Origin of the sequence: Gordonia bronchialis DSM 43247, from assembly GCF_000024785.1 — a bacterium.
GTDB lineage: Bacteria > Actinomycetota > Actinomycetes > Mycobacteriales > Mycobacteriaceae > Gordonia > Gordonia bronchialis.
Map to the genome: position 1 here is coordinate 709,782 of NC_013441.1, position 21,852 is coordinate 731,633.

A 21,852-nucleotide genomic window follows, 5' to 3' on the forward strand; every position below is an offset into this window, starting at 1 on the left:
TCGCGTACGGCTGTGATGTCTCAACCGCCCGGGGGACTCGGTGTTTCCGAAACCCGCCACAAAGGGTTGACCGCGCCGTGGCCGGTGCCCAGGGGGTAGGCCGCGGCCAGTCCGCGCGACACCCAGCGTTTGGCGAAGGTGACCGCATCGGGTACCGGATAGCCGTGGGCCAGGGCAGCGGCGATGGCGGCGGCCAGGGTGTCTCCGGCGCCGTGGTCGTGCCCGGTGTCGATACGCGCGTGCTCGAACTCGTGGAAGTCGTTGCCGTCGTAGAGGAGATCGGTGCTGTGATCGGAACTGCGCAGGTGGCCGCCCTTCACCAGCGCCCACTTCGCCCCCAGATCGTGCAGAGCGCGTGCGGCGTCGCGCTGGGTTGCGTCGTCGACCACGTCGATCCCGGTGATCAGCCGCACCTCGTCGAGGTTGGGTGTGACGACGGTGGCGATGGGAATGAGCTTGGTGCGCAGGGTGTCCAGCGCCTCCACGGCGAGAAGTGGGTCGCCGTGCATGGAGGCGCACACCGGGTCGACGACCAGCGGGACCGCCGCGTCGCGGCCCAGTCCGGAATCGTGGCACTGGGCGACGACGGCGTCGATGATCGGCGCCGACGCCAGCATCCCGGTCTTGGCGGCGCTGACGCCGATGTCATCGATGACGCAGCGCATCTGGGCGGCGACCACATCGGGGGCGATCTCCTGAAACCCGCTGACGCCCAGCGAGTTCTGTACCGTCACCGCTGTCACCGCGACGCAGGCGTGCAGGCCGAGCAGTGCGAAGGTGCGCATGTCGGCCTGGATGCCCGCTCCGCCGCCCGAGTCCGACCCGGCGATGGTCATCACCCGTGTCGGCGTCGAACCCGGTGCGGCAGTCGGTAACAGCGGTAGATCGGTCATCGGTCGGTGGTGCTCCCGGCAGTCTCGAGCGGAAGGTAGACCCGGTTGCCCGACTCCGCGAACTCGGCCGACTTCGCCGCCATCTCCTCGGCGATCTTGCGGTCGATGTCCTCGGCGGTGACGAGGTTGTTCTCCTCGGCGTAGGCGCGGACGTCCGCGGAGATCCGCATCGAGCAGAATTTGGGCCCGCACATCGAGCAGAAGTGGGCGGTCTTGGCCGGCTCGGCGGGCAGCGTCTCGTCGTGGTATTCGCGCGCGGTATCCGGGTCGAGTGCGAGGTTGAACTGGTCGGTCCAGCGGAACTCGAAGCGCGCCTTGGACAATGCGTCGTCGCGCTCCTGCGCGCGCGGGTGGCCCTTGGATAGGTCGGCGGAGTGGGCGGCGATCTTGTAGGTGATCACGCCGACCTTCACATCGTCCCGATTGGGAAGTCCCAGATGCTCTTTGGGGGTGACGTAACAGAGCATCGCGGTGCCGGCCTGCGCGATCATCGCCGCACCGATCGCCGAGGTGATGTGGTCATAGGCCGGTGCGATGTCGGTGGCCAGCGGGCCCAGGGTGTAGAACGGCGCCTCCTCGCAGTACTCCTCCTCGAGGCGGACGTTCTCGGCGATCTTGTGCATCGGCACGTGACCGGGCCCCTCGATCATCACCTGCACGCCATAGGATTTGGCGATCGTGGTGAGCTCACCCAGAGTGCGGAGTTCAGCGAACTGGGCTTCGTCGTTGGCGTCGGCGATGGAGCCCGGGCGCAGGCCGTCGCCGAGGGAGAAGGTGATGTCGTAGCGGCGGAAGATCTCGCACAGCTCGTCGAAGTTGGTGTACAGGAACGATTCCTGATGATGCGCCAGACACCAGGCTGCCATGATCGAACCGCCGCGCGACACGATCCCGGTGACCCGGCGCGCGGTGAGCGGAACGTAGCGCAGCAGCACACCGGCGTGCACGGTCATGTAGTCGACGCCCTGCTCGGCCTGCTCGATCACGGTGTCGCGGTAGATCTCCCAGGTGAGCCGCGTCGGGTCACCGTTGACCTTCTCCAGCGCCTGATAGATCGGGACGGTTCCCACCGGCACCGGCGAGTTACGCATGATCCATTCGCGGGTCATGTGGATGTCTTTGCCGGTGGACAGATCCATGATGGTGTCGGCACCCCACCGGGTGGCCCACACCATTTTCTCCACCTCCTCGGCGATGGAACTGGTCACCGCCGAGTTGCCGATGTTGGCGTTGACCTTCACCGCGAACGCCTTGCCGATGATCATCGGTTCGGACTCGGGATGGCGGTGATTGACCGGGATGACCGCGCGCCCGGCGGCGACTTCGGAGCGCACCAGCTCCACGTCGACATTCTCGCGGGCGGCCACGAACCGCATCTCGTCGGTGACGACGCCGGCCCGCGCCCAGGCGAGTTGCGTCGATGCCCCGTCCACCGGCTCGGGTCGCTGCCAGCTGTCCCGCATTCGTGGGAGTCCGCGCTCGACGTCGATGTCCGCGGCGTCGTCGGTGTAGGGGCCCGACGTGTCGTAGACGTCGAGATGCTCACCGTTGGTGAGGTGGATGCGTCGCTGCGGGATGCGGAGGTGCTCGAGTTCGAGGTAGTGCTTACGGCTTCCCTCGATGGGGCCGGTGGTGAGGATGTCGGCGTCGACAGTGAAGTCTTCGCCGGCAGAACGACGACCAGCAGATACACGTGTGTCCATGAGAGGCTCCCTACGCCGGCATTACCCGGACAGGTTCAGGCGGTCGGCGGCCGCCCTCCGCCATCTCAGCCCTCGGTGTCGTGAGAGCCCCCGCGATATGTGGTTGTTGCCACCGACACACTACGCCGGTCCGCACGGCGTCGCGACGGCCTGTCCGATCGGGCGGATTGCGCTCACGCTGACCGTGTCCTTGCCGTGCCTACGGTTCCGTAGGGTAGTGTGTGACCGGGATCACAGATCGAAGGATGCCGCCTGTTTGGGGAACCAGGTGACAGGTCGTGATCGCGCGCTTCAAGCTGTCCGGAGGGAACACGTGAACAGGAAACACCGGCAACGGCCGCCGCAGTCGGCCCAGGCCATATTGCAGCAGATCTCGCAGGTCGTCCACAATCCCGATCGGGATCGGTTCGAGCTGTGGGTGGCCGGTGACCTCGTCGGAGTGCTCGGGTATTCCACCGAGACCGTCGACGGTCAGACCACCGTCACCGTGCTGCACACGGTGCTCTACGACGAGTACTCCGGGCATGGCCTCGGCACCCGACTGACCCGCACCGCGATCGCCTACGCCCGCGACCAGGGCGCTCGGCTGCGGCCCGTGTGCACCTTCACCAAGCACTACCTCGACGCGCACCCGGGGATCGTCGCGGTGGCTCCGGCCTGACGCGAGACCGGTAAGAAGTTAGCCCAGGCTATCCTGGCGGCACATGTTGTCGACGGGAGGTCAAACGATGTCTGAGGTGTCCACGAAAGGCCGCGGCTGGCAGGGTGCGGTGCTCAAGCTGCTGGGTGCCGACGACGTCGCGCTGACGGTCACCAGCACCGAGGCGGTGACCGATCACTACCTGCGCCTCGGCTTCACCGGCGGAGGTCTGTTCACCAAACGCACGGTTCATCCGACGATGTGGGTGCGGCTGTGGTTTGAGTCCGACGGCAAGCTGCATCAGCGCGGATACACACTGGTCGACCCCGATCCCGCCGCCGACACCTTCTCGATCGAGTTCGCGATCCACGACGGTCCGGCAGCGCGCTGGGCGCAGCAGGCTCGGCCCGGCGACGTCATCAACGCCACCGCGATGGGCTCCAAGTTCGAGATGCCCGAGTCTGCGCAGGCGTTCCTGATCGCCGGGGACACCGCGTCGATGGCCGCGATCAATTCGCTGCTCGACGCGATCTCGGCGTCGTCGAATCCCCTGACGCCGGCGACGATCTGGTTCGAGTATCAGCACGACAGCGACAAGGACCTGCCGCTGCGGTTGCGCCCGCAGGACACCGTCCACTGGATTCCGCGGGAACGTGACGGGGCCGCGCTCGTCGATGCGGTCAAGGCGGCAGCCTTCGACGCCACCGGCCAATACGGTTGGGTGGCACTGGATTCGGCAAGCACCCGGGCGGTGTCGGCGGTGTTCAAGAACGATTTCAAGCTCGGCAAGAAGGCGGTGAAAGCCCAGGCCTACTGGGTGCACGGCCGCGCCTGGGGCTGACCGCCGACGTCGGGGGATGTCCCCGAACGGCTGATTAGGTTACCCTTACTCGCGATCGGTGGGTGTTGCTCACGAGTCGACGAGAGGCTGTCATGTCCCTGGTGGTGATCGAAGACCTGGTCAAGTCCTTCGGGGAGGTCCGCGCCCTCGACGGCGTCGGATTCGAGATACCCGAGGGCTCGATCCTCGGGCTGCTCGGACCCAACGGCAGCGGCAAGACGACCACCGTGTCGATCCTGTCCACGCTGCAGCGCCCCACGGCCGGGCGGGCACGGATCGCCGGATACGACGTCGTCGCCGACGCCGCGCAGGTCCGCGAGATCATCTCCCTCACCGGGCAGTACGCCTCGCTCGACGCAAAGCTGACCGCGCGGGAGAACGTCAGCATGTTCGGCCGGCTCACCGGCCTCTCGCGCCGCGATGTCACCGCGCGAATCGGTGTCGTCGCACGCGATTTCGGCCTCGACGAGTTCATCGATCGCAAGGTCGCCGATCTGTCCGGCGGCATGCGGCGCCGCGTCGACATCGCCTGCGCGCTCATCACCCGGCCGCGGGTGCTGTTCCTCTACGAGCCGCGACCCGCGCAGCCGGGCGGCGGTGTGGGACACCATCGCCGCGTTGCGCAACGACGGCATCACCGTGCTGCTCACCACCCAATATCTCGAGGAGGCCGACCGGCTCGCCGATTCGATCGTGATGCTCGACCACGGCCGCATCGTCGCGCACGGCACGCCGGAGCAACTGAAACACCGTGCCGGATCAGCGGTCTGCGAGGTGACGCTGCTCGACGCCGCCGATCTCACCCGAACCCGTGCCGCGCTGGCGGGCTTCGACGAACTCGACGTGGCCGCCGGTGAGCAACGGCCGAAGCTGTCCATCGCCGCGCCCGACGAACTCGGCACCGTCGCGGGCGTGGTGGAGGAACTGCGCCGCAACGAGATCCCGGTCTTCGACATCGGGTTGCGCAGACCATCACTCGACGAGGTGTTCTTCGCGCTGACCGGGGAGCGTCCGGTCGACGAGACCCCCTCCGGCGCGGCGGAACTGGCCGGATGAGCACCGACGCGCTCACCGATGCACGCTCGAGGGCCACGTCACCCCCGCGCACCGCTGTGCCGTTGTGGGTGGCGGTTCCCGAACTGGCCGCCCGCGGACTGAAAGCCGCTGCCCGCGAGGGGTATGTGATCTCGGCCATCGGATCGCCGATCGCGTTCTTCGTCTGCTTCTACGTCCCGCTGCACGCCCGGTTCGACCGGACCGGTGTCGACTACGCGCAGTACCTGTTGCCGCTCATCATCATGCAGGCCGCGATCTTCGTGGCGATCGTCTCCTGCGAGATCGCCGGCACCCAGGCGCAGAGCGGGGTGCGCGATCGGCTGGCGTCACTCCCGATCCCGCGGACCGCGCCCCTGTGCAGTCGGATGATCAGCGCGCTGGTGCGGATGGCGGCGTCGATCGCCGCCGCCTGCCTCATCGCGTGGGCATTCGGTTTCGGATTCCGCGGCTCATGGTGGGACACCGCGGGTTTCGTGACGATCGCGATCGCCTTCGCGCTGGCGCTCAGTCTGATGACCGACGCCCTGGCCTCCGTGGTGGACCATCCCGACAGTGTGGCGCAGATGCTGATGCTTCCCCAGCTCCTGCTGATCATGGTGTCCACCGGGCTCGTTCCGGCCCAGCAGTTCCCGGAGTGGATACAGCCGGTGGTGCGCAACAGTCCGGTGTCGGTGTTCGCCGACGCGATGCGTGAACTGTCCGTGGGTGCCGATCCCGATGCCGCCGGGGTGATCGGCTGGGCCGTCGGTCTCCTCGCGGTGGGCGTGGCATGCTCGGTTCTGGTGGCGCGCAGGCAGGTGACCCGATGAGCCACAACGACATCCAGCCCGGTACGCCGGCCGCGACGGTGTCCTCGCGCCGGGCTGTCGGCCTGGGCGCGCAGGTGGCGTCGTATACCGGTGCATTGCTGCGAGCCTGGGTGCGTGACCCCGGCATCATTGTCCAGTCACTTGTCTTCCCGGCATTCATGCTGGCGATGTTCCACCTCGTCTTCGGCGAGTCGACCACCGCGATCGGACTGGGGGACAGCATTTTCGGGACCACCGGGCTGGTCGCGCTGGTGGGCGCGATGTTCGGCACCGCGATGGCCGGACTGCAGTTCATCGAAGAACGCGACACCGGTCTGCTGCAACGGCTCTGGACGCTGCCGGTAGCCCGATCGGGGTATCTGATCGGCCGGATCGTCGCCGAGGTGGTGCGGATGTTCGCCGGCACGGTGATCCTGTTCGCGGTCGCCGTCCCCTTGGGTTTCCGATTCACCCAGGGGTGGCTCGCCGGCCTGGGCGCGCTGGTGGTCCCGGTACTGCTCGGGGTGGGAGTGGCGTTCCTCGTCATCGCGGTGGCCATCGTCTCCGGCAAGGCCGTGATCCAGCAACTCAGCATCCTGTTCCTGCTGATGTTGTTCTTCAACACCGGATTCGCGCCCGTCGAGGAGTATCCGGGGTGGCTGGAACCGGTGGTGCGGTATCAGCCGATGAGTCTGGCCATCGATACCATGTCCGGCCTCACCGAGGGCGGCCCGGTCCGTGACGCGTTGATCGGCACCCTGGTGTGGTCGGTCGGGCTGTCAGTCGTCTTCGGCGTGCTCGCCGTACGCGGGTATAGGCGTGCGGTGCAAGGGGATTGACACTCAATCCGCGAGGTCGACGATAACCGGGGCGTGATCGCTGGCACCCTTGGGTTTTCGGGCATCGCGGTCCACCGTCGCGCCCAGCACCCGGGTGTCGAGCGCGGGGGAACACAGCGCGTAATCGATGCGCATCCCCTCGTTGCGGGGGAAGCGCAGCGACGTGTAATCCCAGAAGGTGTAGCCGTCGGCGTAGGGGAGGGCCGAGTCGGTGAGTCCGGCGTCGAGGAACGCCGCGATGGCGGCGCGTTCGGCGTCGGAGACGTGGGGTTTGCCGGCAAAGAAGCCGGGGTCCCAGACGTCGGTGTCGCGCTGGGCGACATTCCAGTCACCGGCGAGCATGATCTGCGCAGCCGGGTCGTGCGCCAGCCACAACGCGGAACGGTCGGCGAGGGCTTCGAGCCAGGCGAGTTTGTACCGATAGTGCGGATCGTCGATCGCTCGCCCGTTGGGCACGTACAGACTCCATACGCGCACCCCCGCGCATCGGGCGGAAATCGCCCGGGCCTCGACGATCTCGCGTCCGTCGACGCTCAGCGGCGGCATCCCCTCGAAGCCGACCTCGATCTCGTCGAGGCCCACCCGGGAGGCGATCGCCACCCCGTTGTAGGCGCCCTGGCCCACGTGGGTGACGTCGTAGCCGGCGACCAGGAAACTCATCAGCGGGAACGCGTCGTCGTGGCATTTGGTCTCCTGCATGGCCAGGACGTCGACGTCGTGGTGTTCCATCCACGCGACCACCGTCTCCGAGCGAGCACGGATCGAGTTCACGTTCCAGGTCGCGATCCGCACGTCAGTCGATCTCCGTGACCGGCACACCCGCCGCTCGCCAGCGGGCGCGCACCGCCTCATGCGACCGCCGGGGCGCGGAGAGGACCACCGCGAACACCGCGGCCCGCCCGGACACCGACTGGCCGAAGTGATCCCGGTAGTGATCGCGATAGAACGGCAGCGACTCGGCGAACCAATCGAAGTCGGCCTCGGCGTCGGTGAGCAGCCGCTGGGCGTTGCGGATGTGGGTGAGGAAGCCGCGCGGGGCGGTGTCCGGGTCGTCGGCGCCGTCGAGGTCGCGCATGCAGTCGTCAAAGGCGGACTTGTTGCGTCCGAAGTACTCCGGGAAGTCCCACGCCTCGGCGAACGCGGTGTAGAGCCCGCCGAGCGTGGTGGCCTCGGCGCCGTCGACCCGACGGTGGCGGATGCCGGGCGGGACGTCGATCAGGCGGTCGGCGGGCAACAGCCCCACCACCGGTCCGCGGCCGCCGGCCTCGGTGAGGAACTTCGCCAACGGGGTCATCGCGGCCCTCGCACGACGACGAAGGTGCGGTAGTGATCGGCGGTGTACCACGCGGATCCGTCACTGCCGGTGACGATTCGTTCGGCGTCACGGCCCGAACCGCGGCGTTTGGGGTTCACATCCCACTCCCGATAGGTGATGCGGGCACCCGACACGTCGGTGACCGGCAGCTGACGTTCGTTGTTGCGGAACACATCTCCGCCGTGGGTGCCCGGCGCGTTGGCGGCGGCCGGCCACTTGCCGGCGTCGATGAGTGCGAGGGTCGTGCGGACCCGGGCGGGGATGCTCTCGGCAGGCTGCGACGACGCGCGGGTGCTACGGGGGCGTGCGGACGGCCGACGCGAGCCGGACGTCTTCGACGACGATGTCGCCGAATCCTTCTCGGCCGCAACGGTGGCCGATGTGGACGCGGCGGACGTGGAGGTGGCCGCCTTCGACGCCGACGACGCGTCGTCGCCGCGATGGTTGATCAGCCACGTCACGACGAAAACGGCCCCGATCACGGCCAGCGCGACGGCGGTGATGACGGCCTGTCGGCGGCGTGCGGCCGGTGACGGCGTACGCGATCGCGATGACGGCGACCCGGAACGGCTGGGCATCGAACTCCTTCTCTGCTCAGGGCGCCGGATTCGATGGCACGGTGAGGTAGTGCATGGTGTGGTGGAGTCCGAAGCCGCGGCGCCGATACCAGGCGCCGGCAACCTGATTGGTGGTCTCCACCTGAACGTAGGCCGAGGTGGCCCCCTGCTGCGCACCCCAGGCGACGAGCCGATCGAGGATCGCGGCGGACAGTCCGCGGCGGCGATGCGCCGCCTGCGTCCACAATGCGGTCAGGCCCAGACGTCGGACACCGTCGGGTCCCTCGGTGACGGCCGCGCGACCGGTCGCGATCACCTCGTCGGTGCCGATGGTCGCGAAGGTGAGCGGACCGCGGGCGGCGCCGATCACGGCGGCGGCCGGCTCGACGTCGATCTCGGGGCGGTCGTCGGACCGATCACCGCCGTAGGCGCGCAACCAGGCTGCTGACGGCGCGTCGTCGAGCCTGATGTCGGGGACGGCGCCCGACGATGCCGACCCGGAAGATGCAGGGCCTGAGAGGGTCTGGAGATCGGCGGTGAGGAACTGCACCTCGACGCCGGGGACGCCACTGAATGCACCGGGCGTGATGAGACGATCGGGCAGGGCCAGCAACACCGGCAGGTCGCGTCGGCGGTACCACTCGGCGATCCGCGGCAGGCTCGTCGCCGACCGTGCCGAGGGTTCCAGTGGCAGAGCGCAATTCGCGCGACGGGTGAATCCGCCCCCGGCCCGCACCAGCCAGCCGTCGATCCACGCCGACTCGACACCCGGCCAGGCGAGTGCGGCGGCATGCTCGACGGCCCGGATCTCGCTGTTGCGCACCGGTTTCGCCGACAGCAGTCGGATCGAGGTGATGGCGTCGTGCGGGATCGACTCGGTGACACCGTCGCGGTCGAGTTGTAGGGGTTCGCCCGTGCCGGGATCACCGGCGGCGACCAGGATGCCGGTCACATCCGACCGTGCCGCCCGCGGATCGCCGCGCCAGTCGGCGGGCGTGGCGTCGCCGAGCAGGTACCGCACGACGACGCGATCACCGATGAACAAGCCGGGGGCAGCGTCGGTCACCAGGTGTGCTCGTCAGTCGTCGTGGCCGAAGGGATCCTCGACCTCGCCCGGTGTCCAGGTCAGGCCGGGCACACCCCACTTGTTCTTCTTGATGGCCTTCTTGGCCGCGCGGGCGTTGCGTCCGACGAGGACGTCGACGTAGAGGAAGCCGTCGAGGTGACCGGTCTCGTGCTGCAGCATGCGGGCAAAGAAGCCGGTGCCCTCGACCACGACCTCCGCGCCGGTGCGATCCACCCCGGTCACCCGGGCCCAGTCTGCGCGGCCCGTCGGGAACTGTTCACCCGGCACCGACAGGCAGCCTTCGTCGTTGTCGTCGGGATCGGGCATGGTCTCGGGGATCTCCGAGGTCTCCAGCACCGGATTGATCACCTCGCCGCGGCGGCGCTCGGGCACATACCGCTCACCCTCGGGGCAGTCGTAAACGAACATGCGCAGTCCGACGCCGACCTGATTGGCCGCCAGGCCCACGCCGTGGGCGGCGTCCATCGTGTCGTACATGTCGTCGAGCAGGGCGATGACCTCGGCCGACGGCTTGCCCGCATCGTCGAGCGGCACCGGCTCGGTGCGACGATGCAGCACCGGCTCGCCGATGATGCAGATGGGGAGAATGGCCATGCGGGTCAGATTACTGCGCGGCGCGGGCTCACCGGGGCGCGGGGACGATCCGCGGCATCTGATCGCGCAGCAGGTCGCGGGCCGGGGGCGGGAAACCGGGGAACAGGGTGGACTGCCAGGTGAAGCTGTCCACCTTGTCGGTGACCACGTTGCCGGCGCAGCCACCGCGCAGCGAGGTGATGGTGTTGGCGATGATCACCGGCTGGGTGGGTTCGATGGTGTGGTCGAACCCGGTGTTGGCCAGCGGAACCGGGGAGTACGACCGGCACTGCGGGGTGCCGTCCAGACGGCCGTCGGTCCACTCGCCGTCGGACTGCACCACCGAGTAGCGCGTCGGTCCGGGGGCGTCGGGGCCCTTGTTGAGGCGTTTGATGACGTCGGAGTACATGCAGGTGTCGAAGCCGCCCCGGACCGGTTGCGAGCATCCGCCTGGCGACCCGTACTGGGCGGTGCCGATCGCGACGTACTGGTTCACGTTGGCGGCACCGTCGAGGAACTTGAGGTAGTAGCGCCCGCCGAGGCCGCCCGCACTGTGCGCGACGATGCCGACGAAGGAGGCGCGCTTGGCGACCGGGTCGATGGTCCGTTTGATCAGCGCGGCGTCGGCGGCGACGTTCAGCCCGCCGGCGGGGATGTAGGTCACGCGGTACCCGGCGGTGCGCAGCGACGTGGCGAGGGCGCCGTAGGCCTGCTCGTAGGCGCGCGGCGACGAGGTCACCTGCTGACCCGGGATGAGGAACACGACCTTCTCGCCGGCCGGCTTCGGCGCGGCGGTGGCCGTGGTCGTCGCCAGTGGTGCGATGGTCACCCCGAGTGCGATCGCGGCTCCCGCGATCAGCGTTCCAACCCTGCTGTGGATGCGCATCCCCCCCTTATCTGCGCGACGACGGACTTTGGTGAGGCCAACATTCTGCGCGATCGGCGTGCACCGGCCGACCTGCGAGAAGTCCGGCGAGGCGCCGAACCGGGCGAGTCACACCGCCTCGGCGGCCGCGCACCGTGGTTAGATGATCACGAACCACACCACTGTGATTCGGGTGCGGACACCGGTGGTGTGAGGATCGATGAGGGTAATCGTGAGGGAGCGAGATGGACGGCGCAGCTGCGCGTAGCCAGAAGCAGGGCGATCAACCCACCCCCGAGAACGCCGCCGCCGATCAATCGGCGGTGGACCCGCACGAGGTAGGGGCGGACGGGTTGTCACGACGGGAACACGACATCCTGGCCTTCGAGCGTCAGTGGTGGAAGTACGCGGGGGCCAAGGAAGAAGCCATCAAAGAGCTGTTCGGGTTGTCGGCGACCCGCTACTACCAGGTCCTCAATGCGCTGGTCGATCGGCCGGAGGCGCTCGCAGCCGACCCGATGCTCGTCAAGCGGCTGCGCCGGCTGCGCGCCTCGCGGCAGAAGGCCCGCGCGGCGCGGCGCCTCGGCTTCGAGATCACCTGACGGCTGGCCCCGGGCAGCCCGGTGCAAGTGCGTTAAGGTCGTCGGTGATGAATGCAGATCGTGAGCCCAATCGCCTGCCGTTGCGTGCCGGGGCCATGCTGCTGTTCGCCGTCGCCGTGGTCTTCGTCGGCCTGGGATGGCACTCGGCGGCGACTTCGGGGAACGACCCGGAGAAGGCCCTGGAAGCCGCCAACCGGCAGACGGCCACCACGTCTGCGCCTGCGCCGACGACGAGCAGCGTGGCGTCGAACGCCAAACTGGTGTGCGTGATCAACGCCGGAGACATCAGCGGTCTCGCGCAGGAGGTCACCGACCAGCTCAAGGCGCAGCAGTTCCGAACCGCCAGGCCACAGAACTACACCGGCGGCGGGTTTAGCGAGAACACGATCTTCTACGCCGACGACGCCGACAAAGCACAGGCGGACAAGGTCAACCAGGCACTCGGTGGTAGCTATTCGGTCGAGGAGCGGCCGTCGAGTTTCACCATGTGCCGCACCGGGATCGCCGTGATCGCCATCGAGCGCGCGCAATGAGCCGCACCGCCCGCCCGTTCTGACTTTTCTCATCAGCCGCACCGGACCGATCAAGGAGTTCTCATGACCGCCACCACACACCGCCCGACCACCCTGCGCGTGATCGCAGCGCTGGCCTCCGCGGGGGCGATCGGCGCGGTGCTGGCCGGCTGTACCCCCGACGAGCCGCCGACCGACGCGAAGGGCACCACGCCGTCGGTGATCTCCGGGCCGCCGCTGCCGCCGGGGTCGGTGCAGAACGAGGACGACGTCCCGACCGGCCAGCAGGCGAAGGCCGAGATCAAGAATCCGGACGGCGAGGTCGTCGGCGAGGCCACCTTCACCGCGCGCAACCCCGACGGCCCGGTGACGGTGAACGTCAGGGTGACCGGCGGGGACATCGCACCGGGCTTCCACGGCATGCACATCCACGCCAACGGCCAGTGCGCGCCGAAGGACGGCGAGGACTTCGGTGCCGCGGGCGGCCACCTGCAGGTCGGTGCCGCCAACGCCCATCCGTCCAGCGGTGACCTGGTATCGATCAACATTCTCAACGATCACACCGGCGAGACCGTCACCACCACCGACCGGGTGAAGCTCTCGCAGATCGTCGACAAGTCGATCATCATCCACGAGAAGCCGGACAACTTCGGCAATGTGCCCAACCCCAGTGAGAAGACGCTGATGACCGGCGATGCCGGAGCGCGGGTCGCGTGCGGCGTCATCTCACTCGAGCAGTAGGCGAGCACCGGCGCTGTCTCGGCCAGAGGCGAGGTGTGTGTGACCTCCATCCCGTCGATCCCGTTCCGGGGGTCACCGACACCGTCACTGGGCGTGGAGTGGGAGTTCGCGCTCACCGACAAACAGAGCGGCGACCTGTCGAACTCGGCGGCCGCGTTGTTCGCCGCCGTCGAGCAGCGACATCCTGAGCATGCCGGTCAGGTGCACAAGGAGTTGCTGCGCAACACCGTCGAACTCGTCACCGGGGTCTGCCGGACCACGGCCGAGGCGCTCGACGACCTGTCCGGCACGCTCGGGGTGGTGCGTGGCATCGCCGACGAACTCGGCGTCGACCTGTACGGCGCGGGTACGCACCCGTTCGCGGAATGGTCCACTCAGCTGCTCACCGAGGGGCACCGGTACGCCGAACTGATCGAACGGACCCAGTGGTGGGGACGTCAGATGCTCATCTGGGGCGTGCATGTCCACGTCGGTATCAGCCACCGCGACAAGGTGTTACCCATCCTCGACGCGCTGCTCAACTACTACCCGCATCTGCTGGCGATCTCGGCGTCGTCGCCGATGTGGGCGGGTCAGGACACTGGGTACGCCAGCAACCGGGCGATGATGTTCCAGCAGTTGCCCACCGCGGGTCTGCCGTTCCAGTTCGCGCGGTGGGACGAGTTCGAATCCTTTGTCGCCGACCAGAAGACGACCGGCATCATCGATCACCTCAACGAGATCCGGTGGGACATCCGGCCGTCACCGCACCTGGGCACCATCGAGGTGCGGGTGTGTGACGGCATGACCAATCTGCGCGAACTGTCGGCGGCGGTCGCGCTGATCCACTGCCTCGTCGTCGATCTGGATCGGCGGCTGGAGGCGGGTGAAACGCTGCCGACGATGGCCCCGTGGCTGGTGCAGGAAAACAAGTGGCGCGCAGCGCGTTACGGCCTCGACGCCATTGTCATCACCGACGGCAACTGCGCTGAGCGGCTGGTCACCGAGGATCTCGCCGGCGTCCTCGACCGACTCGCGCCGATCGCCCGCGACCTCGACTGCATCGACGAGCTGGCCGGGGTGACGAGCATCATCGAGAGCGGCGGTAGCTATCAGCGGCAGCGGGCCGTGCACGCCGGTGGCGGCACGATGCGAGACGTGGTGGCGTCGGTGGTGGGGGAGTTGGACGCGGCGGGTTGACCCGTTGATCGTGCGTCGAAAACCGTTGACCGGGCGGGGCGTCGGGGCGACGTCCGCACGATGAACGAGTCTGCCTGGCCGGTCGACGCATTTGGGCGCACGATGAACGCATCAGTCGTGATCCCCGGCCTCCATGTCCGCACGATCCATCAACCCGTCCCGGGCGCGCTGCTCCTGGTAGACGAGCCGGCCGATGCGATGGGCCACCACCGGGGCGGTCATCAGCGCGAACAGACCGGCCAGGATGAGCATGCCTACGTCCACGTTGTCGCCGAGCCGCAGCATCGCGCCGAGCAGCACCAGCAGCAAGCCGAAGGTCTGCGGTTTGGTCGCCGCGTGCATGCGGCTCAGCGTGTCCGGGAAGCGGACGATGCCGATAGCTGCGGTCAGCGCCATGACCCCGCCGAGCAGCAGCAGAGCGGCACTGATGATGTCGAGGATCATGTCTGGTCGTCCCGGACTCGGAAACGGGCGATGGCCACCGAACCGGTGAAGCTCAGCAGCGAGAGGGCGACGATGGCCGGAACCACCGTCGAATCCCGGCTGTAGGCGGCCCACAGGCCGAGCCCGCACATGCACAGCGCGATCAGCACGTCGAGCGCGACGAGACGGTCCAGCGTGGTGGGGCCGCGCAGGATGCGGATCGTCGTCAGCACCGCCGAGATCAGCAACATCGCGGCGACGAGCGACCACACGACACTCATGACCGGCCCCGTTCGCGACTCATGACCCGCTCCCGTTCGCTCGCCTTGACGCCGTGATAATCGTCGTCGATGCCGTGGTACGGGCTCGGATGCCACTCGCTGTCCCGCTCGAAGGCTTTGATGAACATGCGCTCCACGTAGGCGACCTGGGCGTAGAAGGCGCGGACCTTCTTCTCCGACCGCACGTCGAAGACGTGGATGTAGAGCATGCGCCGACGGTGGTCGATCTCGAGCACCATGGTGCCGGGCACCAGGTTCAGGTAGTCGACGGCCAGGGTGAGAACCATGTCGGATTTGATCGCCACGCGCATCCGGATGACCGCGCCGAGCGGCGGACGCCCCGGCCGGATCGCCATCCATCCCACCTGGGCGCTGGACACGATGAAGTCGAAGATGAGCCGGAGCACCAGACGCAACAGTGTGAGCGGGTGAATTCGCCCCTCGACAGGTACCCGCGGCAGCGGCAGCAGCGTGAGGATCGCCACGGCCAGCACCAGGCCGCCGAGCACGTTGGCCCAGGAAACGGTGCCCCACAACAGAACCCACACGAACGTCAGCCACGCGATGGTCCACAGCCGGACCGCCACCTCGCGGCTGTCGGTGCCCAGCCAGGCGGGCAGCCGCACGTGCCCGCGAATCCACACGAGCGCACCGACGAAGTGCCAGAAGATGAACAGCAGCGACACCCGCCACACGTTGATGATGAAGGAGCGCACGGGTCCCTTGGTGGAGACCACCGGTGCTCGTCCGATGGGGCTCACCGTGACCCACTCCCTTCACCCAGCACGGCGTCGATGTAGACGGTGCGATTGACGAGGTCGGTGGCGGCGCGATCGGTGAAGTCGATGATCGGTCCGGCCCACAGCGTCAGCACCAGGCCGGCCGCCACCATGATGGCTGTGGGGACCACCATCGCGACCGGCATGCGGCCCACGTCGGCGCGGTCGTCGAAGGCGATGTCGGAACTCTCGTCGATCAGTGCCGAGGGGCCGCGGTCGGCCATGTCGCCTTCGGGGGCGTCGGCGCGCGGGCGCCAGAAGCCTTTGGTCCAGATGCGCGCCACCACGTACAGCGTGAGCAGGCTGGTCACCACCGAACCCGCGACCAGGAACCAGGCCAGCACCGACCCGTTCTGGGCACCCGCCTCCAGCAGTGCCACCTTGCCGATGAAGCCCGAGAACGGTGGGATGCCACCCAGATTCAGCGCCGGTATCAGGAACAGGGCGGCCAGCACCGGGCTGGCGATGAGCCCGCCGAGCCGCCGCAACGACGCGGAACCGGCCTGCCGCTCGATCAGACCCACCACCAGGAACAGGGTGGTCTGCACCAGGATGTGATGGGCGACGTAGTAGATGGCCGCCGACATCCCCAGCTCCGAGGACAACGCGATACCGAACACCATGTAGCCGATGTGGCTGACCAGGGTGAACGACAACAATCGTTTGATGTCGGACTGGGCGATCGCGCCGAAGATGCCGATCAGCATGGTGAGCAAGCCGGCGATGAGCAGCATGTCGTCCATCGATCCGCCGGGGAACAGCAGCGTGTGCGCACGGATGATCGCGTACACACCGACCTTGGTCAGCAAGCCGGCGAACACCGCGGTGACCGGGGCCGGGGCCGTCGGATAGGAGTCGGGCAACCACGCCGACAGCGGGAACACCGCCGCCTTGATGCCGAAGGCCACCAGCAGCACCGCATACAGCGCGTTGCGGGTGCCGTCGGGGACGTCATCGAGGCGCAGGGCCATCTCCGCCAGGTTCAGCGTGCCCGTCGTCGCATAGGCGAAGGCGATGCCGGAGAGGAAGATCAGCGACGACACCATCGAGACCATCACGTACGACGCACCCGCGCGGACACGTTCGGCGCTGGCCCCGAGCGTGAGCAGCACGAAGCTGGCCGCGAGCAGTACCTCGAAGGACACGTAGAGGTTGAACAGGTCGCCGGCGAGGAAGGCGTTGCACACGCCCGCGGTGAGGATGAGATACGACGGCAGAAAGATCGACACAGGCTGATGGGTGGTGCCGTCGCGGATACCCTGGCCGATCGCGTAGACGACGACGCACAGCAGCACGCCGACGGCCACCACCAGCATCAGCGCGGCGAGTTGATCGACCACCAGCGTGATGCCGAGCGGGCCGTTGCCGAAACCCTTGTCGCCCCAGCCGCCGATGGTCAGTGACCAGGTGCCGTACCGGTTGGTCAGGTACAGCATCAGGCACGACGCGATGAACGCGACGCCGATGGCGCCGGTCGCGATCGCGCGCTGGAAACGGGGACTGCGACCGCGCAGCAGGGTGAGCGCCGCGGCGAGCATCGGGACGAGCGTGGGCAGCGTGATCAGTACCGGCAGCCACGATTGCTGGGGGGTCATCGCTCACCCCCGGAATCGGTTCCGGCGGTGGTGGCCGCGGCGTCATCGTCGTCGTCACCGGGGGTGTCCTCGTCGATGACGTCGTCGGAATCGGTCGGCATGAGGTCTGTTTCCAGCAGCAGCTCGTGCCGCGCGGCAGCTTCTTCTGCGGTCAGCGGGTTGCCCTCGTCGTCGTAGAGGTCGCCGGCGGAGGTGTCGGCCAGCGTCAGCGGGTCGTCGGTGCGGTCACGGTCGGGCGCGGTGTCCAGCGAGCCGGAGAGGATCTTGACGTCCTCGGTGTCGTCTTCGAGGTCGTCGTCGTCGCGGTTGAGGACAAACAGGCGGTACACCAGCGCCAGCACGAACGCCGCCACACCCATCGTGATGACGATGGCGGTGAGCACCATGGCCTGCGCGAGCGGGTCGGCGTCGGTGGCGCGATTGTCCGACGATCGGCCCATGATCGGGGGATTCCCCATCCCGCCGGACACGACGATGATCATCAGGTTGATCGCGTTGCCGCACAGCAGAAGTCCCAGCAGCATCCGCACCAGGCTGCGTTCCATCAGCAGGTAGGCGCCGCATGCGGCCATCGCGCCGACGACGATCAGCAGGAAGAGATTGACGCTCATCGGCCCACCCGCTGATCGTTGAGTGGCTGATTGGTGCCGGCGGTGGTCTCCACGTCGAGGCGCGCCCCGAGGCTGCGCAGCACGTCGAGGACCAGCCCGATCACGATCAGATAGATACCGAGGTCGAAGAACAGGGCGGTCACGAACTTGATGTCGCCGAGAACGGGGAGGTGCACGGTGAACACCGCCGACGACAACGCCGGTGCGCCGAGGAACAGCGACACCACCGCGGTGGTCGCCGAGATCGCCAGGCCCGCGCCCAGGATGCGGCCCGGTTCGACGGGCAGGGCCTCGCCGAGTTCGTAGCGGCCGCCGGCCAGGTAGCGCAGCACCAGCGCGAGTCCCATCGTGAGTCCGCCCGCGAACCCACCACCCGGTGCGTTGTGCCCGGCGTAGAAGAAGTACACCGACAACACCACCATCGTCGGGAAGATCAGCCGCGTGGTGGCCTCGAGCACCATCGACCGGTGCCGCGGATCGCGGAAACCGCTGCCCAGCAGCCAGGTGGTGCGGTCCGGTGGGATCGGATCGTCGTCCTCGTCATCATCTCTGCCGTTGCCGTTCATTCCATCCTGCAGGCGGGCGGCGTCGGCGACCCGCGGGACCGCTCCGAAGCGGCGGTTGCGGAACACCATCGACGCGACGCCGGTGGCGGCGACGATCAGCACCGAGACCTCTCCGAGGGTGTCCCAGGCGCGGATGTCGACGAGCAGCACGTTGACCGCGTTGGCGCCGTGCCCGAACTCGTAGGCGGCGGCCGGGATGTCGATGTGCAGTGGTGTCTCGGAGCGGGCGGCCGCGGCGAACAAGCCGATGGTGACCAGCATGATGCCGAAGGCGACACCGATCAGGGCGCGCAGCGGTTTGAAGCCGGTGGAGTGCCGCGGCTCGGGCTCGGCGGGCAACTTGCGCAGCACCAGCACGAAGATGACCAGCGTCAGCGTTTCGACCAGGAACTGGGTGAGCGCGAGGTCGGGTGCACCATACAGCGCGAACAGCATGCCGCAGCCGTACCCGGTGACGCCGACGATGAGCGCGCCCGCCAGGCGGTTGCGCAGCACCGTGGCCACCAGCGCGGAGGCGATCATGATGCCACCGATCACGTACTGCGACGGTGAGCCGCCATCGAGGTCGAGCTGGTTGCGGCCACCCCAGAACAGGACGGCGACCGGCACCAGGATGGAGGTGGTCAGGATGACGCCCTGGGTGATGGGCAGCGAACCGCGCTGGGTGTTGCGGGTCAGCATCAGCGAGAGCGTGTCGGCGGTGCGCAGCGTCGAATCGTAGATGCGGTCGGCGTTGAGCAGCGGCCGGTAGCGGAAGAGTTGCTCGCGCATCCGGCGGGCCAGCAGAAACACCCCGGCACCGGCGACGATCACGATGATGGAGAACACCACCGGCAGCCCGAAGCCGTGCCACATGGCGAGGTGTTCGAGGTGATGGCCGTAGTCGGGGAGGGTCTCGGCGTAGGGCTCGAAGAGGTTGCCGATCTGCGGGCTGGCGAGCGCGGCGACGATCCCGCCGATCGCGAGGACCACCGGCGAGAAGAAGAACATCGCCGACGGCGGATGCATCTTGGCCACCGCCGGGCTCGGCGTGCTGCGAACCTTGCGCCCGAAGGCGCCCCACAGGAAGCGGCAGGTGTAGGCGAAAGTGATGATCGAGCCGACGAGCAGCACGATGTCAACCACCTCGGCCTGCCACGACGAGAACGCACCGGTGGCCCAAACCGACCCGAAGGCGGTCTCCTTGCCGACGAATCCGAAGGTGAACGGGATTCCGGCCATACTGGCGCCGGCGATGGCGGCGACGAGTGCGAGGGCGGGGAGCCGATGCCCCAGCCGGGCGAGTTTGCGGATGTCGCGGGTACCGGTGGAGTGGTCGATGATGCCGACGACCATGAACAACGACGCCTTGAACATGGCGTGCGCCACCAGCATGGTGAGCCCGGCCATCGCCACGTTGGCGTCGCCGATGCCGACGAGGACGGCCATGAAACCGAGCTGGGACACGGTGCCGAAGGCGAGGACGAGTTTGAGATCGAGTTCGCGCAGGGAGCGCCAGCCACCGAGCACCATGGTGATCGAGCCGAGGACGACGACGGCGACATGCCAGCTCAGCGTCGTCGCGAAGGCCGGGGCGAGCCGGGCGATCAGGTAGATGCCGGCCTTGACCATCGCGGCGGCGTGCAGATATGCGCTGACCGGGGTGGGGGCGGCCATCGCGCCCGGCAGCCAGAAGTGGAACGGCACGATGGCCGACTTGCTCAGCGCACCGATCAGCAGCAGCACGATCGCGATTTCGATGTAGGTGCCTGCTGCGGGCGGGTTCGCGAGGATCTCCGAGAGCAGATAGGTGCCGCAGCGCTCGCCCAGCACGATGATCCCGACCAGCATGGCCAGACCGCCGAGGGTGGTGACCAACAGTGCCTGGGTGGCGGCGCGCCGCGACGTGGTGCGCACCGCGTAGAAGCCGACGAGCATGAATGACAGGACGGTCGTGAGTTCCCAGAAGACGTAGAGCACGAGCATGTTGTCGGAGACGACGAGACCGAACATGGCGGCGGCGAAGGCGATCATCTCGCCGCCGAAGACCGCCACCCGTGGGCGTGCCTCGTCGAAGTAGTGCGCGCAGTAGCAGAGCACGAGAGCGCCGACCCCGAGGATCAGCACCGACATGATCGCGGCCAGGGTGTCGAACCGGGTCACGATGTCCATGTGCAGACTCGGAACCCACGCCACGGTCTCGGTCCGCGCGTCGGCGGGATTCCCGTCCGGCCACTCGGCGATCACCCAGACCAGGGCGCCGGCCGGGGCGAGCGCGAGGATGTAGAAACCCTTGGTGCCCACGGCATGGATCACTGCTGGCGCGAGGACAGCGCACACTGCCAACGCAGCCAACACAGAAATCAAAAGGGCACTCCGTCTTCTCCACCGGCGGGGTGTCACGGACGACTGCCCGCGCGACCTAGCTTACCGTTGCTCTCATGTTCAGGTTCGGGTGGCTCATGCGTTGCGCGCTGACAGTGGCCGCGGTCACGTTCGCGGTCGGGGTCGTCGGGGGCTGTGGGACCGCCGAGGAATCGGCCCCGAACGGGGTGCCGCTGCCCGGTGACTTCCCCAGAAGCGAGGTGCCGCTGATAGACGGCACGGTGCTCAGCGCGTCGGGCACCGAAAAACCTGGCTGGACGATCATCGTGCAGGGTCCGGCCAACGGCGGCAACCAGCTCGACGCCGCGGTCAAAAAGCTCACCGACGTCGGGTACACCGAGATGTCACGCAACTCCGAAGGCGGGCAGATCGCGGTGACCCTGTCCACGGACAAGGACGGCGCGCGCTACGTGGTGACTGCCGGCACGTCGACCCAGGCGGCGGCCGGGACGTCGTCGGTGATCTACCAGGTGACCAAGGCGGGCTGAGCCGGCCCGTTCGAGGGCTGCTCTCACAGCCGATTGTCAGGCGCCCGGCAGTCCGGGCAAAGCGCCCGTCGGCACTGTGGTCTCACATTCAGCGCACCCGGGGTGCGCGCGACGAAAGTGAGATCACCGATGACCGAATCCAGCGATTCCGCCGGCACCGCAGACCCTGCCCGAACCAAGCGCTGAACCCAGCACCGAACCCACCCCGACGACGCCGCCCGTCGACGACCGCGGCGGTGTGACGCTGGCCCCGAAGGTCAAGAACGCGATCATCGCCGGCGGCGTCGGTATCGCCGTGCTCGGCGGACTGCTCGGCTTCGGGGCCGGGTACATCGTCGGCGATTCGTCGTCGAGCACCACCAACCAGATGCGGGGCGGACCGGGCGGGATGAACGGTCAGATGCCCGGCGGGATGAACGGTCAGATGCCAAACGGCAGGAACGGCATGGGCGGGCCGGGTGGCATGAACGGACAGATGGGTCCGCAGGGCCAGATGCCGCCCGGGATGAATGGCCAGACGGGTCAGCAGACGACTCCGGCGCCGGCCGCCTGAG

At 67.9% G+C, this 21,852-nt stretch carries 25 protein-coding genes, 1 pseudogene and 1 riboswitch; of the genes and pseudogenes, 12 read left to right on the plus strand and 14 right to left on the minus strand.

Annotated elements, in window-relative coordinates:
• Nucleotides 1-20 precede the first annotated feature (20 nt).
• Nucleotides 21-893, minus strand: coding sequence for a bifunctional hydroxymethylpyrimidine kinase/phosphomethylpyrimidine kinase (gene thiD, locus GBRO_RS03190; RefSeq protein ID WP_012832562.1), 873 nt, complete (start codon nt 891-893; stop codon nt 21-23).
• Complete coding sequence (gene thiC / locus GBRO_RS03195) at nt 890-2,596, minus strand: phosphomethylpyrimidine synthase ThiC (protein WP_012832563.1); 1,707 nt, start codon at nt 2,594-2,596, stop codon at nt 890-892. Before thiC ends, thiD begins: the two co-directional genes overlap by 4 nt.
• A riboswitch (TPP riboswitch) is annotated at nt 2,587-2,700 on the minus strand. It overlaps the preceding gene by 10 nt.
• A 209-nt stretch (nt 2,701-2,909) precedes the next feature.
• Between thiC and GBRO_RS03200 the strand changes: the two genes are divergently transcribed.
• The 6 genes and pseudogenes from GBRO_RS03200 to GBRO_RS03220 all read left to right on the plus strand — a co-directional run bounded on the left by GBRO_RS03200 (nt 2,910) and on the right by GBRO_RS03220 (nt 6,760).
• Nucleotides 2,910-3,257, plus strand: a complete 348-nt coding sequence (locus tag GBRO_RS03200) for a GNAT family N-acetyltransferase (RefSeq protein WP_012832564.1) — start codon at nt 2,910-2,912, stop codon at nt 3,255-3,257.
• Between the two features lie 67 nt (nt 3,258-3,324).
• Nucleotides 3,325-4,077: a siderophore-interacting protein gene (locus GBRO_RS03205; RefSeq protein ID WP_012832565.1), complete on the plus strand. Its 753-nt coding sequence runs from the start codon at nt 3,325-3,327 to the stop codon at nt 4,075-4,077.
• Nucleotides 4,078-4,169: 92 nt separating this feature from the next.
• A pseudogene (locus GBRO_RS27460) lies at nt 4,170-4,592 on the plus strand (ATP-binding cassette domain-containing protein); the annotation flags it as partial.
• Between the two features lie 103 nt (nt 4,593-4,695).
• Nucleotides 4,696-5,133: a hypothetical protein gene (locus GBRO_RS27465; protein ID WP_321573994.1), complete on the plus strand. Its 438-nt coding sequence runs from the start codon at nt 4,696-4,698 to the stop codon at nt 5,131-5,133.
• Nucleotides 5,130-5,942 (plus strand): ABC transporter permease, encoded by an 813-nt coding sequence (locus GBRO_RS03215; protein WP_012832566.1) that lies wholly within the window; start codon nt 5,130-5,132, stop codon nt 5,940-5,942. Before GBRO_RS27465 ends, GBRO_RS03215 begins: the two co-directional genes overlap by 4 nt.
• Entirely contained in the window at nt 5,939-6,760 is an 822-nt protein-coding gene (locus tag GBRO_RS03220) for an ABC transporter permease (protein ID WP_012832567.1), read from the plus strand. Before GBRO_RS03215 ends, GBRO_RS03220 begins: the two co-directional genes overlap by 4 nt.
• 3 nt (nt 6,761-6,763) lie before the next feature.
• On the opposite strand, the gene GBRO_RS03225 is transcribed toward GBRO_RS03220, so the two are convergent.
• From GBRO_RS03225 to GBRO_RS03250, 6 genes are read right to left on the minus strand one after another with little or no spacing between them, the layout of a single operon-like run.
• On the minus strand, nt 6,764-7,552 hold the full coding sequence (locus GBRO_RS03225) for an exodeoxyribonuclease III (RefSeq protein ID WP_012832568.1): 789 nt from the start codon (nt 7,550-7,552) through the stop codon (nt 6,764-6,766).
• Between the two features lies 1 nt (nt 7,553).
• Entirely contained in the window at nt 7,554-8,054 is a 501-nt protein-coding gene (locus GBRO_RS03230) for a barstar family protein (protein WP_012832569.1), read from the minus strand.
• Nucleotides 8,051-8,653 (minus strand): ribonuclease domain-containing protein, encoded by a 603-nt coding sequence (locus tag GBRO_RS03235; RefSeq protein ID WP_012832570.1) that lies wholly within the window; start codon nt 8,651-8,653, stop codon nt 8,051-8,053. The genes GBRO_RS03230 and GBRO_RS03235 overlap by 4 nt, the downstream gene beginning before the upstream one ends.
• A gap of 16 nt (nt 8,654-8,669) precedes the next feature.
• Entirely contained in the window at nt 8,670-9,698 is a 1,029-nt protein-coding gene (locus GBRO_RS03240) for an N-acetylglutamate synthase, CG3035 family (RefSeq protein ID WP_012832571.1), read from the minus strand.
• A gap of 12 nt (nt 9,699-9,710) precedes the next feature.
• The gene (locus tag GBRO_RS03245) at nt 9,711-10,313 is read right to left on the minus strand and encodes a peptide deformylase (protein WP_012832572.1); all 603 of its coding nucleotides are present in this window, start codon (nt 10,311-10,313) and stop codon (nt 9,711-9,713) included.
• A 28-nt stretch (nt 10,314-10,341) separates the two neighbouring features.
• Entirely contained in the window at nt 10,342-11,178 is an 837-nt protein-coding gene (locus GBRO_RS03250; protein ID WP_012832573.1) for an esterase/lipase family protein, read from the minus strand.
• A gap of 224 nt (nt 11,179-11,402) precedes the next feature.
• On the opposite strand from GBRO_RS03250, the gene GBRO_RS03255 reads away from it, so the two are divergent.
• The 4 genes from GBRO_RS03255 (at nt 11,403) to GBRO_RS03270 (ending at nt 14,191) form a co-directional block, all read left to right on the plus strand.
• Complete coding sequence (locus GBRO_RS03255) at nt 11,403-11,759, plus strand: DUF3263 domain-containing protein (protein WP_012832574.1); 357 nt, start codon at nt 11,403-11,405, stop codon at nt 11,757-11,759.
• Between the two features lie 47 nt (nt 11,760-11,806).
• A complete protein-coding gene (locus GBRO_RS03260; protein ID WP_012832575.1) occupies nt 11,807-12,292 on the plus strand; it encodes a LytR C-terminal domain-containing protein in 486 nt (161 codons plus the stop codon).
• Nucleotides 12,293-12,355: 63 nt separating this feature from the next.
• A complete protein-coding gene (locus tag GBRO_RS03265; RefSeq protein WP_012832576.1) occupies nt 12,356-13,012 on the plus strand; it encodes a superoxide dismutase family protein in 657 nt (218 codons plus the stop codon).
• Between the two features lie 39 nt (nt 13,013-13,051).
• Entirely contained in the window at nt 13,052-14,191 is a 1,140-nt protein-coding gene (locus GBRO_RS03270; RefSeq protein WP_012832577.1) for a glutamate--cysteine ligase, read from the plus strand.
• A 111-nt stretch (nt 14,192-14,302) separates the two neighbouring features.
• On the opposite strand, the gene mnhG is transcribed toward GBRO_RS03270, so the two are convergent.
• Genes mnhG through GBRO_RS03300 form a run of 6 tightly spaced genes read right to left on the minus strand, consistent with a single transcriptional unit; the run spans nt 14,303 to nt 20,792 of the window.
• Nucleotides 14,303-14,635: a monovalent cation/H(+) antiporter subunit G gene (gene mnhG / locus GBRO_RS03275; RefSeq protein ID WP_012832578.1), complete on the minus strand. Its 333-nt coding sequence runs from the start codon at nt 14,633-14,635 to the stop codon at nt 14,303-14,305.
• The gene (locus tag GBRO_RS03280) at nt 14,632-14,895 is read right to left on the minus strand and encodes a monovalent cation/H+ antiporter complex subunit F (protein WP_012832579.1); all 264 of its coding nucleotides are present in this window, start codon (nt 14,893-14,895) and stop codon (nt 14,632-14,634) included. Before GBRO_RS03280 ends, mnhG begins: the two co-directional genes overlap by 4 nt.
• Nucleotides 14,892-15,656, minus strand: a complete 765-nt coding sequence (locus GBRO_RS03285) for a Na+/H+ antiporter subunit E (protein WP_052298212.1) — start codon at nt 15,654-15,656, stop codon at nt 14,892-14,894. Before GBRO_RS03285 ends, GBRO_RS03280 begins: the two co-directional genes overlap by 4 nt.
• Nucleotides 15,653-17,269, minus strand: a complete 1,617-nt coding sequence (locus GBRO_RS03290; protein ID WP_012832581.1) for a Na+/H+ antiporter subunit D — start codon at nt 17,267-17,269, stop codon at nt 15,653-15,655. Before GBRO_RS03290 ends, GBRO_RS03285 begins: the two co-directional genes overlap by 4 nt.
• Nucleotides 17,266-17,880: a Na(+)/H(+) antiporter subunit C gene (locus GBRO_RS03295; RefSeq protein WP_012832582.1), complete on the minus strand. Its 615-nt coding sequence runs from the start codon at nt 17,878-17,880 to the stop codon at nt 17,266-17,268. Before GBRO_RS03295 ends, GBRO_RS03290 begins: the two co-directional genes overlap by 4 nt.
• Nucleotides 17,877-20,792, minus strand: a complete 2,916-nt coding sequence (locus GBRO_RS03300) for a Na+/H+ antiporter subunit A (protein WP_041919699.1) — start codon at nt 20,790-20,792, stop codon at nt 17,877-17,879. The genes GBRO_RS03295 and GBRO_RS03300 overlap by 4 nt, the downstream gene beginning before the upstream one ends.
• 74 nt (nt 20,793-20,866) lie before the next feature.
• Here GBRO_RS03300 and GBRO_RS03305 point away from each other — a divergent pair, with 74 nt between their 5' ends.
• Nucleotides 20,867-21,298 (plus strand): hypothetical protein, encoded by a 432-nt coding sequence (locus GBRO_RS03305; protein WP_012832584.1) that lies wholly within the window; start codon nt 20,867-20,869, stop codon nt 21,296-21,298.
• A gap of 238 nt (nt 21,299-21,536) precedes the next feature.
• Nucleotides 21,537-21,851 (plus strand): hypothetical protein, encoded by a 315-nt coding sequence (locus tag GBRO_RS03310; protein ID WP_012832585.1) that lies wholly within the window; start codon nt 21,537-21,539, stop codon nt 21,849-21,851.
• The last annotated feature ends 1 nt before the right edge of the window (nt 21,852 follow it).